Source organism: Micromonospora sp. 15K316 (assembly GCF_004348525.1).
In the GTDB taxonomy this organism is placed as follows: domain Bacteria; phylum Actinomycetota; class Actinomycetes; order Mycobacteriales; family Micromonosporaceae; genus Micromonospora.
In genome coordinates, this window is the sequence record NZ_SMKG01000063.1 from 15,351 (window position 1) to 28,320 (window position 12,970).

Consider the following 12,970-nt stretch of genomic DNA (forward strand, 5'->3'; position numbering starts at 1 on the left):
ATGCAGGCACGACGCAAGGTTTACGTGGAAGGGTCCCGGCCCGAGATCCGGGTGCCGTTCGCCGAGGTGACGCTGACCGGGGACAACCCTCCGGTACGCCTCTACGACACCTCCGGGCCGGGATCCGAGCCCGAGGTCGGGCTCGCGCCGCTGCGCGGCCCGTGGATCGCCGAGCGGGGAGACGTCGCCCCGGTGCGGGGGGCCGGCACCCCGCTCGCCGGCCTGGACGGCCGCCGCCCGACGCAGCTCGCGTACGCCCGGGCGGGCGTCGTGACGCCGGAGATGGAGTTCGTGGCGATCCGGGAGGGGGTGGCGCCGGAGTTCGTCCGCGAGGAGATCGCGGCCGGCCGCGCGGTGCTGCCGCTCAACGTGAACCACCCGGAGTGCGAGCCGGCCATCATCGGCAAGGCGTTCCTGGTCAAGGTGAACGCGAACATCGGCACCTCGGCCGTCAGCTCGTCCGTCGCCGAGGAGGTGGAGAAGCTGACCTGGGCCACCCGGTGGGGCGCGGACACGGTGATGGACCTCTCCACCGGCAAGCGGATCCACGAGACCCGCGAGGCGATCGTGCGGAACTCGCCGGTGCCGATCGGCACGGTGCCGATCTACCAGGCGCTGGAGAAGGTCGGCGGCGACCCGGTGAAGCTCACCTGGGAGGTGTTCCGGGAGACCGTGATCGAGCAGGCCGAGCAGGGCGTGGACTACATGACCGTGCACGCCGGGGTGCTGCTGCCGTACGTGCCGATGGCCGTCGACCGGGTGACCGGCATCGTGTCGCGCGGCGGTTCGATCATGGCGGCCTGGTGCCTGGCGCACCACGAGGAGAACTTCCTCTACACGAACTTCGAGGAGCTCTGCGGGATCCTCGCGCGCTACGACGTGACCTTCTCCCTCGGTGACGGTCTGCGCCCCGGCTCGATCGCGGACGCCAACGACGAGGCGCAGTTCGCCGAGCTGAAGACCCTCGGCGAGCTGACGAAGGTCGCCTGGCGGTACGACGTCCAGGTGATGATCGAGGGCCCGGGTCACGTGCCCATGCACAAGATCAAGGAGAACGTGGACCTCCAGCAGGAGTGGTGCCACGAGGCCCCGTTCTACACCCTCGGGCCGCTGACCACCGACATCGCACCCGCGTACGACCACATCACCTCGGCCATCGGCGCCGCGATGATCGGCATGTTCGGTACCGCCATGCTCTGCTACGTCACCCCGAAGGAGCACCTGGGGCTGCCGGACCGGGACGACGTGAAGGCCGGCGTGATCGCGTACAAGATCGCGGCGCACGCGGCCGACCTGGCCAAGGGGCACCCCGGCGCGCAGGCGTGGGACGACGCGCTCTCCAAGGCGCGGTTCGAGTTCCGCTGGGAGGACCAGTTCAACCTGGCGCTGGACCCGGAGACGGCGCGGTCGTACCACGACGCGACGCTGCCGGCCGAACCGGCGAAGACGGCGCACTTCTGCTCGATGTGCGGCCCGAAGTTCTGCTCGATGAAGATCACCCAGGACCTCAAGGAGTACGCCGCCCGCGGCATGCAGGACAAGTCCGCGGAGTTCGTCTCCTCGGGCGGGCAGGTCTACCTGCCGCTGGCCTGAGCCGCTGGGGCGCGCCCGTCGCGTTCCGCCTCGGGTGCGGTTGCCGTACCGGCGAGCACCGCACCCGAGGCGGGTTCAGCGGCGGTGGTGGCGGCCGGACGAACGCAGCGAGCGGCGGCCGCTCTCCCGCTCCGGCTCGTTGTCCTGCACGGGCCGGCTCAGCCCGGCCACCCAGTCGACGTACTCCTCGTCCTGGGCCGGCAACGGCTCCTCCGCCGGGCTCTCCCCGACGGGCTGCGTCCGGGTACGCCGGAACAGCCCGAGCCGACCCCGACCCCGACCCGTGGTCTGCTCGGGCGCGGGGGGCTTCCCGACCGCCTCGTCCCCGGTCGCCTCCGGGGTCTCCGTGCCGCCCGTCTCCCCGCCGCCCGTCTCCGGCGTGTCGGTCGGCACCGGACCGGCGCGCCGGGCGCCGGCCAGGGCCTCCCAGCTCGCCGCCCGGTTGAGATCGGGCAGCGGAGCCCGGTGCCGCGCCCGCTGGGCTGCGCCCGGCGTCGGCTCCGGCACCTGCGGGTGAGCCGCCTCGACACCGTCGGCGGGGGCGTACCGCGGTGCCGGCCGAGGCGGCTCGACCGGCCAGCTGCGGGAAGCTTCCTGCTCCGCCGGCGGCCCGGTCGCCGCCTTCGGCGCGTCGGCGAACCGGCGACCGATCGACGAGGCGTCCGCGCCGGACGGGTGGTCGCCGCGCGGCGACGGACTTCCGGCGGGGTCGGCGTCAGCGGCCGGGGCTCCGGGCTGCTCGGGGAGGAAGGAGACCGGTGCCGGGGCGAGGCCGTCGCCGCCCGGCGGCGGGGAGCCCGGCGTCGCCGGCTCCTCGCCGGTCGCCGAGCCGCCGACGATCCCGGTCTCCTCGTCGGACGGGGTAACGGTGGTCGTCGCCTCGTCGCGGAGCGGCCGGCTGGTCACCCGCTTCTCCGCGTCGCCGGCCACCGCCGCCGCGCCGGCCGCGTCGCCGGCGAGTCTCGGGGCGGTGAGTGCGGCGGCGACCCCCGGCTCGTCGGTGGAGGTCTCGACCCGCTCGGACGCCTTCGAGGTCGCGGCGGCACCGTGCTCCTCCGTGGCCCGCGACGCTGGGTCACCATCCCGGTCTGTCGCGGCGGGCGAGGTCGACCGGGCCTTGCGGGCTCGTCGAGGCTTCGGCGCCCGGACCGTCTCGGTGCCCCCGGAACCCGCCGGCCGATCCGCCGACCCCGCCGCCTCGTCGGACTCCGCGCCGGGGGAGGACGGTTCGTCGGCCGGTCCCTCGCCGGGCTGGGCCTCGGTAGGCGCGGCGGAACCCGCTCCCTCGGTGGCCTGCGCCTCGATGGGCGCGGCGGCGGCGCGCTGGTCGGTGGGCCGGGCCTCAGTGGACGCGGCCGCGCCCGCCGGCTCGGTGGGCTGCGCCTCGGCGCGGGCGGCGGGGGCCGGCTGCGCCTCGGCGGGCGCCGGCTCGGCGGCCGGTCGGTCGGTCGGCTGTGCCTCGGTGGGCGCGGCGACGCCGTGCTGGTCGGCGGGCTCCGTTCCGGTCGAGGGCGCGACCTCGACGGCGGCGGCCTCGGACGCCCCATCCTCCGTCGTCGGCGGCGTGGCCGGGGCCGTCGCAGCGACAGCGGCCGGGGCCGTCGCGGCAATCGAGACCGGCGGTGCCGCGGCGGCGGAGGCCGGCGGTGCCGCGGCGTCCGGCTCGGCCGGGGCCGGCCGGTCGGGGGCGGCGAACGGCTCCGCGCCGCCGCGCTGCGATCCCACCACCGCGGACTCCTCGCCCACGGTCGCACCGGCGTCCCGGTGGGCCTGCATGCTCGCCGAGGGCGCCAGGACTGCCCGGGCGGCGGAGTGCGCGGTGACAACGGGCGGGCCGGCGGTCTCGTCCGGGCCGGCCGTCTCGTCCGGCCCGCCGAGCGTCGACGCGACAATCGGCCGGGTCGCGCCCGGACCGGCGGCCGCCTGGTCGGACGTACCGTCGGCGGTCGGCGTCGAGTCGGCGGGCAGATGGCGCGGGCCGGCCTTGGCGGGGAGGGCGTGCGCCCCGGTGGTGTGCGTACGCACCGGCCAGCGCAGCAGGGCGGCGGCGGCCGAGCCCAGCACGCCGGCGCCGACCGCGATCAGCGCGCCGTAGTAGGGCGTGCCCTGGTAGCGGTCGATCTCGTCGCCCGGACCGGCGGTGAGGTAGGCGAAGGCGACCAGCACCGGGCCGGCCAGCCCGGTCGCGCCGCCCACCAGGGGGGCCGCACCCCGCCAGCGAGCCAGCGCGGCGGTCGCCGCCCCGGCGAGCAACGCCACGATCGGCAGCAGGAAGAGCGACAGCCGCTGGGCCGCGTCCACGTTCAGACCGGCCGGTTCGAGGACGCCGAGTCGGACGGTGCGCAGAGAGCCGGTGGCACCCAGTGACGGCAGCGTGGAGGCGAGCGCGAGCAGCCAGACCGCGCCGGCGAGCGCCGCCGCGTTCCACCCCAGCGGCGGGTTCAGCAGTACGGCGATCGCCGCACCGGCGCCGACGACCGCGCCGAGGACGGCGCAGATGCCGACCGCGAGGACCGGGTCGACGGAGACGAGCTCCACCGTCCGGGCGGGCTGCATGCAGAGCGGTGCGACGGTGAACGCGCCGAGCGCCGCGGCGGCGCCGACGGCCAGGACCCGGCCGGTGCCGCCCGGCGCCGGGTCGCGCCGGGCGAGACGCTCGGTGAGCACCGCGCCGGCCACCGTGGCGTTCGCGGCGAACCAGCCGACCCAGACGAGCTGGGCCGGCCACTGGTTGACGGTCGCGCCGCTGAAGGCGCCGGTGAGCCGGACGATGCCGAGGCCGTACGCGAGGCCCAGCTGGCCCGCCCCGGCCATGACGCTCACCCCGAGCGCCGTGAGCAGCAGTCTGCCCCAGGTCCGAAAGGCCATGTCCGGCACGTTACGCACCTGGTACGCCGGATCGCCACCGGCACGCCGCGCGCCGTGACGGTGGCTGACCGGCGTGTCTACTTGAGTTCGACCAGGCGGGCCAGATAAGTCGTGTTCCCGACGTTGGTCAGCATGTGCACCGCGCCCGGGTCCCGGTAGACCACCCCGCCGGTCGGCTCGTCCGCGTCGATGCGGGTGCCGTCGACCGTCTGCACCACGTTCTTCGCGCCCTGGATCGCCACCACCAGATACGGGTGGTCGTGCCGGTGCAGGGGCTGTGACTCACCCGGTTCGAGCCGGATGTGCCAGACCCGGACCCGGTCGTTCTCGTACACGATCTCCTGGCCCACCGGGCCCAGCTCGATGCCGTCGCTCATCCGTCCGTTCCGTCCAGCTGTGGGAGCACGTCGCTCGCGATCAGTTCCAGGTGGTCGAGGTCGTCGAGTTCGATCAGCCGCAGGTGCACCCGGCTGGCCCCGATGGCGGCGAACTCGCCGATCCGGTCGACCAGCTGGGCGGGGGAGCCGACCACCGAATCCTCCGGCGGCAGCGCGCTCGCCACGTGCAGCGGCGCGGCGCGCCGCTGCGCCTCCGCGTCGGTACGGCCGACCGCCACCACGATCCCCGCGGAGAGCACCAGCGGCGGCCGTCCGGACTCCGCCCGGCCGACCCGGTCGCTCGCCTCGCGGACCCGGTCGTACGCCGCGGCGGTCTCCTCGACGGACTTGAAGGGCATGTTGAACTCGTGGCCGTAGCGGGCGGCCAGCTCCGGGGTCCGCTTCGGACCGCGTCCGCCCAGGATGACGGGTGGGCCGGGCACCTGCACCGGCTTGGGCAGGGCCGGGGCGTCCACCAGGCGGTAGTGGTCGCCGGTGAAGCTGTACGAGTCGCCGAGCGGTGTGCGCCAGAGCCCGGTGATCACTTCGAGCTGCTCGGCCAGCCGGTCGAAGCGCTCGCCGACGGGCGGGAACGGGATGCCGTACGCGGTGTGTTCCCGCTCGTACCAGCCGGCGCCGATGCCCAGCTCGACCCGGCCGCCGCTCATCTGGTCCACCTGGGCCACCATCACGGCGAGCGGTCCGGGGAGTCGGAAGGTCGCCGAGGTGACCAGGGTGCCGAGCCGGATCCGCCGGGTCTCCCGGGCGAGGGCGGCCAGGGTCAGCCAGGCGTCCGTCGGGCCGGGCAGGCCCGGGTCCGCTCCCATGGACCGGTAGTGGTCGGCGCGGAGGAGACCCTCGAACCCGCAGGCCTCGACGGCCTGGGCGAAGCGGAGTTGGTCGTCGTAGCTGGCGCCGCGGTGCGGCTCGATGAAGACGGTCACCCGCATGGTCATCGCCCTTCCGCGCCGGCCGCGGCGGGCTGGTCGCGCTCCATCAGCAGCTCGTGGAGGTCCGCGCTGACCCGGGCGACGTCGGCCAGGTGCGCGTTGCGGCCCAGGGTGCGCGGGCGGGGGATGTCCACGTCGACGATCTTGCGGATCCGACCGGGTCGGGGGCTGAGCACGACGACCCGGTCGGCGAGGAGCACCGCCTCGTCGATCGAGTGGGTGACGAAGACGATCGTCGCCGCGTTCTCCATGTGCACCCGCTGCAGTTCGCCGGAGAGCTCCTCGCGGGTGAGCGCGTCCAGGGCGGAGAACGGCTCGTCCATGAGCATCACGCGGGGCTCACCGATCAGCGACCGGCAGAGCGAGACGCGCTGCTGCATGCCGCCGGAGAGCTCGTGCGGCAGCCGCTTCTCGAAGCCGGCGAGCCCGGCCAGGTCGAGCAGCTGCCGGGCACGCTCGCGGTACTTCGCCCGGCTCCAGCCGAAGATCTCGACCGGCAGCAGGACGTTGTCGAGCACCGTGCGCCAGGGCAGGAGGGCCGGCTTCTGGAACAGCATGGCGATGTCCCGCCGCGGCTTGGCGACCGGTGCGCCGGCGACGGTGATCTCACCGGCGCTGACCGGGAGCAGGCCGGCGACCAGCCGCAGCAGGGTGGACTTGCCGCAGCCGGAGCGGCCGAGAATCGCCACGAACTCGCCCTCGGCGACCTCGAGGTCGATGCCCCGCAACGCCTCGACCCGGCCGGCCCGGCCGTCGAACGTGCGGGACACCCCGGAAAGTCGGATCATCCCCGGCCCTTCCCTGAGTGGACGGTCAGAAATCCGCCACAGGCTAGCTGGTTCACCCGCCGCTGACACCGTCCGGGGTGGACACCAGTTTGTTTCCGTACCGCAACACGACATGCCTGGCGACGCAAAGGTGGGATTCTCGTACGCTGTGCCCGCGAAGAGTCCCCTCTCGACGGTGATGCCGGCCTGCCCCCCGTTCGCCGGTATCCCGCAACAACCCCTCCGGCGGCCGGCCGGCCCCCGGTCGGAAAGGACATGGTGCACTGATGAGAAGGCTGACCCGTACGGTCGCCGCGGCCGCGCTGGCCACCACCCTCGCCCTGGTCGGCGCTTGCTCGGACGGTTCGGACTCGTCCGACGACAAGGGCGGCAGCGGTGGAGCGCGGGAGAAGGTGACCTACCTCACCTCCTTCGGCAACTTCGGCCGTGACTCCTACGCCTGGGTCGCGAAGGAGAAGGGCTTCTTCTCCGAGGCCGGCTTCGACGTCGACATCAAGCCCGGCCAGGGCACCGGCGCGGTGATCCAGACCATCGTCGGCGGCCAGGCCGACTTCGGCCCGATCGACCTGACCGGTGGACTGCTGCAGCTCGGCAACGGCCAGGCCAAGGACTTCGTGGCGGTGGCCGCGATCCAGCAGCGCACCATGGCGGGCATCGCCACGCTCGAGGGCAAGGCCATCGCCTCCCCGAAGGACCTGGAGGGCAAGAAGCTCGCCGACACCCCCGGCTCCGTGGTCCGCAACCTCTTCCCGACGTACGCGAAGATGGCCGGCGTGGACCCGGCCAAGGTGCAGTGGGTCAACGGTGACGCGCAGTCGCTGATCGGCACCCTCGCGACCGGCCAGGTCGACGGCATCGGCCAGTTCGTCGTCGGTCAGCCCACGATCGAGGGCGTGGCGAAGAAGAAGGCCGTGATGCTGCCGTACAGCAACGTGATGCAGGACCTCTACGGCAACGTGCTGATCACCTCCTCGAAGATCGCCAAGGAGAAGCCGGAGATGGTGAAGAAGTTCACCGCCGCGTTGATGAAGGGCCTGGAGTACAGCCTGGCCAACCCGCAGGAGGCGGCGCAGATCCTGAAGAAGAACGTCGACGCCACCAACGTCGACTCGGCCGCCGCCGAGCTGCAGCTGATGGCCGGCTACGTCCGGTCGAGCAACTCCGGCACCGCGCTGGGCACGCTGGACGCGGGCCGGGTGGCCAAGAGCATCGCGATCCTGCAGGGCGCCGGCACCCTCAAGCAGAACATCGCACCTGAGCAGATCATCGACTTCAGCCTGACGCCGAAGGCCTGATCAGCGCAGTCGCCCGGGGTGCGTCTCGCCGACTTCGGTGGGGCGCACCCCGTCTCGTGTTCCGGTCTGCGGGCCGGACGATCCGAAGGAGGAGACCATGACCGAGGTCCGGTCGGCCGAGCCGGTGACCGAACCCAAGACCGCGGAGGCCGGGCCGGCACCGGGTCGACGCGCGACGGTCGGCGTACGGGCCGTCGGGGCGGGCGCCGCGCTACTGCCCACGGTCGGTCTGGTGATCGCCCTCGCGGTGTGGTGGCTCGTCGCCCGGCTGGAGCTGGTCCACCCGGCGGCGCTGCCGCCCCCGGGGGACGTGCTGACCGCGTTCGTCGACAAGCCGGTCCAGATGCTGGAGTACACCGGCGACACGACGCTGGAGATCCTGATCGGGTTCGCGCTCTCCGTGGTGGCCGGGGTCCTGCTCGGGCTGGCGCTCGCCTCGTCCCGGCTGGTGGAGCGGATGTTCACCCCGCTGCTCGTCGCGGTTAACGCGGTACCCAAGATCACGCTCGGGCCGCTGCTCGTGGTGGCCCTCGGGTGGGGGCAGAAGCCCATCCTCACGATGGTGTTCCTGCTCTGTTTCTTCCCGATCGTGCTCTCCACGGCGACCGGCCTCACCACCACCCCGGCAGACCTCGCCGAGCTGGTCCGCTCCTGGAACGCGTCCCGCTGGCAGGCGTTCCGCAAGGTGCGCCTCCCCGCCGCGTTGCCGCAGATCTTCGTCGGTCTCAAGGTCGGCATGCCGCTGGCCGCGATCGGCGCGGTGATCGGCGAGTTCCAGGCGGGCGAGGGCGGGCTCGGCTACGCCATCCAGCAGTACGCCGGCGTCGGCGACACCGCCACCGCGTGGGCGGCGATCATGCTGGTCGCCCTGGTCAGCATCCTGCTCTACAGCGCCCTCGTGGTGATCGAGCGGCTCGCCCTCCCCTGGGTCCGCGAGACCACGAGCAGCCGCTGACCGTCACGCCGACCGTCGACCACCTGGACCTGCACCACGGTGTGGCCCGCCGTGCCCGGCGGAGCGATCAAGCCTGACCGCCCGGAGCCGGGTACGGCGGGCCACACCGCACCACCTCACCCGGCGAGGCGCCACCGCCCGTTGCGCGCCACCAACGTGGTGAGCGCCTGCGGCATCAGCCCCGAGTGGTTGTCCGGGGTCATCCGGATCGGGCCGGAGAGGCCGTCCAGCTGGGACGTCTCCAGGACGTCGCGGATGCCGTCCCGGTTGACCGCGTCGGCCGGGCCGCCCGCCCGGGACCGGGCATCCGCGATGAGCTGTACGGCGTCCGCCGCGAACGACGAGGCGCCGTTGTAGCCGCCGAACCGGGCGGTGTAGTCCTGGAACCACTGGCGGCGCGACGCCTTGGCCGGCGTGGTGGCGATGACGTCGTCGATCGCCATGGTCTGGGTGAAGATCAGGGTCGCCCGCTCGGTGGCCCGGGCGGACTCGCCGAGGAAGAGGTCACCGGCGGCGCCGGCGTCGAAGTAGAGCGAGCCGGCGAAGGCGGCCTGCTGTGACGCGGTGGCGGCGAGCGTGGCCTGCTCCGGCGGGGTCCAGACGATCAGCGCCTGGGGGTTGCGCGAGGTGAGCGACCGCACCTGCTGGCTGACGTCGGTGTCGGTGACCTTCACCGACGCCTTGTTCGGCAGCTTGATCTTCGCCTTGTCGAGCTCACGCTGGAGGGCGACGAGCCCCTCGCGGCCGTAGTCGTCGTCGCTGTACAGCAGCGCGGCCTTGCGGACGCCCTTGCGGCTCAGTTCGGTGGCGAGGGCGGACGCGCTGTCGGCGGCGTTCGGGCCGAGCTTGAAGACGTACCGCCGGTCGGCCACGGGGTTGGCCACCGCGCTGGACGTGGCGAGGGCGATGGTGGGGATCTTCTTCTCGTTGATCGTCCGTACCGCCCCGATGGCGCATTCGTTGCAGCCGCCCATGATGATCGCGCTGACCTGGGAGTCATTGCTGAAGTCACCGATGTTGCGCAGCGATTCGCTGGCGTCGGAGCGGTTGTCCCTTACCTCCAGTTCAATTCGCCGTCCGTTCAGGGCGCCGGAAGCGTTCAGCTGATCGACCTTCAGTTTGAGGGCGCGTTGGTACGCCTTCCCGACGGGGGCGGCGGCGCCGGAGAGTTCGAGGTCCGCGGCGATCACGATCGGACTCGCCGTTGCATCGTCCGTGCCGAACTGGCAACCCGTGAGTGTGCCGGCCAGCACGACGGATGCGAGAGCCGCAATGGTCGTGGAGCGGATGGGGCTCAAGTCGTCCTCCAGGTGCGGGCGCGGGCGCTGCCCGGTCCCCGCAGCTATTCCGTCCTCAGTGGAGGGACGGGAAGAGTGTGCCGTACGGTGTGCGCGAAGCCTGCAAAACCTTGCCAACGGCGAGCGCTGTGGTCAAGCGCGGGCATCGGCCACCGTTTTCGGGACGGCCGTCCCACATCGTGGGGACACGCAATGTTTGCAAACGGTCACGTTCCATACACGTGTGACCACACTGGAGTTACATGCCCAGTTCACGGGCTTGCGGAATTGAAGGTATCAGTTGACCGGAAGACGGGTTCCGCGCGGTGCGACCCATATCTGCCCGCCTGCGGCTTCCCAAACAGGAGCGTCTCTGATGAAATCGCGGCCGTGCCGCGCGTGCCGCCGCCTATCGCGCCCGGCACGGTTCGGTCGTTCAGGCGTGGAAGAAACGACGGAGGCGATGTCGTGAGCACCGGACCGACGACCCTGCCCGGAAACCGTGCGAACGCTCGGCCGGCCCGTCGTCGACTGCCCCGACTGCGTGACGTGCGGATCCGGTCGAAGCTCGCGCTGATCCTGGTGGTGCCTGTCGCCGCGGTGATCGCGCTGGCCGCGGTCCGGCTCGTCTCGGTCGGTGAGGGCGCGTACGAGGCCTCCCAGGCCCGGGCGCTGACCCAGCTCGGCGTCGACGTCTCCGCGCTCACCCAGGACCTGCACCTCGAACGGATGGCCGCGGCGGCCTACCTGGCCGCGCCGCAGCAGCAGGCCGATGCGTACAACCTGCGGGTGCGCCAGACGTCGCAGCGGGTCGAGGCGTACCGCGAGGAGCGCAAGCGGGTCGGCGACGTGCCGGCGGCGGTCCGCGACCGGTTGGCCGCCATCGACAGCCACCTGGAGACGCTCGACAGCACCCGCCAGGAGGTCGCCGACCGCCGGCAGATGGCCGTCGCCGAGGCGATGCTCCGCTACGGCGTGATCCTCGACGACCTGGTCGCGTACGGCGACGGGCTCGCCCAACTGCCCGGCGGCGAGCGCCTCTCCGACAGCCGCCGGGCCGTCGCCGCGTTCGCCCGCGCCAAGGCCTCGGTGGCCGAGGAGCAGGCGGTCGCCTTCTCGGCGCTCAGCGCCGGCCAGCTCGACGAGGAGCAGTTCTCCTCGTTCGTGGCCACCCTGACCAGCCAGCAGGAGGCGCTGCTCGCCTTCTCCCTCGCCGCCGACCCGGCGCAACGCGCCCTGGTCAACAGCGCCGTCTCCGGTGACGCGGTCGGCCTCGCCGACCGGGTCGCCTCCGACATCACCCGCTCGGTCGGCCAGCGCCCGCTGGTCACCGCGCGGGACGCCACCGCCGCGATCGGCGCGGTGAACGACCTGATGCGCTGGGCCGAGATCCAGTTGGAGAACTCGCTCGTCGCCCAGACCGACCAGGTCCGTTCGGACGTCATCCAGCAGGCGGTGCTCGAGTCCGTCCTCGTGCTGCTGACCCTGATCATCGCGGTCACGCTCGCCGTGGTGCTGGCCCGGTCGCTCAACGGCTCCCTGCGTCGGCTGCGCGAGGGCGCCCTCGCCGTGGCCAACCACGAGCTGCCCGAGGCGGTGCAGCGCCTGCAGAACATGGGCAGCGTCGGCGAGGGTGGGGTCGACGAGATCGTCCAGCAGGTCCGTGACCCCATCAACCTGTCCAACCGCGACGAGGTCGGGCAGGTGGCCTCGGCCTTCAACGTCGTGCACCGGGAGGCGGTCCGGGTCGCCGCCGAGCAGGCCGCGCTGCGTACCAGCGTCTCGGCGATGTTCCTCAACCTGGCCCGCCGCAGTCAGACCCTGGTCGACCGCATGATCGGCGAGCTGGACGCGATCGAGCGTGGCGAGGAGGACCCGAAGCGGTTGGCGCAGCTCTTCGAGCTGGACCACCTGGCCACGCGAATGCGCCGAAACGACGAGAACCTGCTCGTCCTGGCCGGCGCCGACTCGGCCGTACCGCGCCGCGACGACGCCCTGGTGGTGGACGTGCTGCGGGCCGCCCAGTCCGAGGTCGAGCTCTACAACCGGATCGAGTTCGGCACGGTCGACACCGACATCTCGGTCGCCGCGCACGCCGTCAACGACGTCGTCCGGCTCGTCGCCGAGCTGCTCGACAACGCCACCCGGTTCTCGCCGCCGACCACCATCGTGGTCGCCGACGGCCGGCGTATCCGCGACTACGTGCTGATCCAGATCGAGGACCGCGGGCTCGGCCTGACCGACGAGCAACTGGACTCGCTGAACCGCCGGTTGGCCGCGCCCCCGACCGTCGACGTCGCGGCGTTCCGGCTGATGGGTCTCGCGGTGGTGAGCCGCCTGGCGGCCCGCTACGGCATCCGCGTCGAGCTGCGCCGCAACGTCGAGGGCGGCACCGTCGCGCAGGTGACGCTGCCGAACTCCACAGTCGTGCTGCCCAGCACCCGGGGCCGCGAGCAGGCGCTCACCCCGCCGCGACCGCGGCAGCCGATGGCCGTCGAGCGGGCGCCGCACGCGCCGGTCGCGCTCGCCGAGCCGCGTACCGGGCTCACCTCGGCGGCCACCCTCCCCGACGAGTGGCGTACCAGCCCGCCCGCCCCGGCGCCCTGGCAGGCTCCGGTGGACGCGCGGGAGAGCGCGCCGACCGTCAACGCCGGCGGTCTGACCACGCCACCGGCCCGGCCGTACGCCGCGGACGGTTTCGGCGTCGACAACCCGACCGCCGCCCACCCGACGCTCACGCCGTTGCCCCGGCGCGCGCCGGGTGCCGAGGCCGCCGACCTGCCGCCCGCGCAGTCGGGGTCGCTCGGCTCGTACGCCGCGGCGAGCGTCGCGCCGCCCGCGGTGCCTCCGGCCCCGCCCGCGATGCC

The 12,970-nt window shown here is 73.1% G+C and carries 9 protein-coding genes; 4 read left to right on the plus strand and 5 right to left on the minus strand.

The genetic code is table 11. From position 1 onward, the window contains the following. The gene (gene thiC / locus E1211_RS14850) at positions 1-1,593 is read left to right on the plus strand and encodes a phosphomethylpyrimidine synthase ThiC (protein WP_132349406.1); all 1,593 of its coding nucleotides are present in this window, start codon (positions 1-3) and stop codon (positions 1,591-1,593) included. Positions 1,594-1,668: 75 nt separating this feature from the next. Here thiC and E1211_RS14855 read toward each other — a convergent pair whose 3' ends face one another. From E1211_RS14855 to E1211_RS14870, 4 genes are all read right to left on the minus strand, one after another. Further along, positions 1,669-4,461, minus strand: a complete 2,793-nt coding sequence (locus tag E1211_RS14855; RefSeq protein WP_132349408.1) for a hypothetical protein — start codon at positions 4,459-4,461, stop codon at positions 1,669-1,671. A gap of 77 nt (positions 4,462-4,538) precedes the next feature. Beyond that, positions 4,539-4,838: a cupin gene (locus tag E1211_RS14860; RefSeq protein ID WP_132349410.1), complete on the minus strand. Its 300-nt coding sequence runs from the start codon at positions 4,836-4,838 to the stop codon at positions 4,539-4,541. Further along, the gene (locus tag E1211_RS14865; RefSeq protein WP_132349423.1) at positions 4,835-5,788 is read right to left on the minus strand and encodes an LLM class F420-dependent oxidoreductase; all 954 of its coding nucleotides are present in this window, start codon (positions 5,786-5,788) and stop codon (positions 4,835-4,837) included. Before E1211_RS14865 ends, E1211_RS14860 begins: the two co-directional genes overlap by 4 nt. 2 nt (positions 5,789-5,790) lie before the next feature. Then, on the minus strand, positions 5,791-6,576 hold the full coding sequence (locus E1211_RS14870) for an ABC transporter ATP-binding protein (protein ID WP_132349412.1): 786 nt from the start codon (positions 6,574-6,576) through the stop codon (positions 5,791-5,793). 266 nt (positions 6,577-6,842) lie between these two features. Between E1211_RS14870 and E1211_RS14875 the strand changes: the two genes are divergently transcribed. Together E1211_RS14875 and E1211_RS14880 are read left to right on the plus strand one after the other, a co-directional pair. Next, positions 6,843-7,871 carry an ABC transporter substrate-binding protein gene (locus E1211_RS14875; protein ID WP_132349414.1) on the plus strand — a complete coding sequence of 343 codons (1,029 nt, stop codon included), beginning with the start codon at positions 6,843-6,845 and terminating at the stop codon, positions 7,869-7,871. A 97-nt stretch (positions 7,872-7,968) separates the two neighbouring features. Next, positions 7,969-8,826 (plus strand): ABC transporter permease, encoded by an 858-nt coding sequence (locus tag E1211_RS14880; RefSeq protein ID WP_132349415.1) that lies wholly within the window; start codon positions 7,969-7,971, stop codon positions 8,824-8,826. 116 nt (positions 8,827-8,942) lie between these two features. Here E1211_RS14880 and E1211_RS14885 read toward each other — a convergent pair whose 3' ends face one another. Beyond that, the gene (locus tag E1211_RS14885) at positions 8,943-10,124 is read right to left on the minus strand and encodes an ABC transporter substrate-binding protein (protein WP_132349417.1); all 1,182 of its coding nucleotides are present in this window, start codon (positions 10,122-10,124) and stop codon (positions 8,943-8,945) included. A gap of 447 nt (positions 10,125-10,571) precedes the next feature. Here E1211_RS14885 and E1211_RS14890 point away from each other — a divergent pair. Continuing rightward, on the plus strand, positions 10,572-12,970 hold a 2,399-nt coding region (locus E1211_RS14890; protein ID WP_132349419.1), incomplete at its 3' end, for a sensor histidine kinase.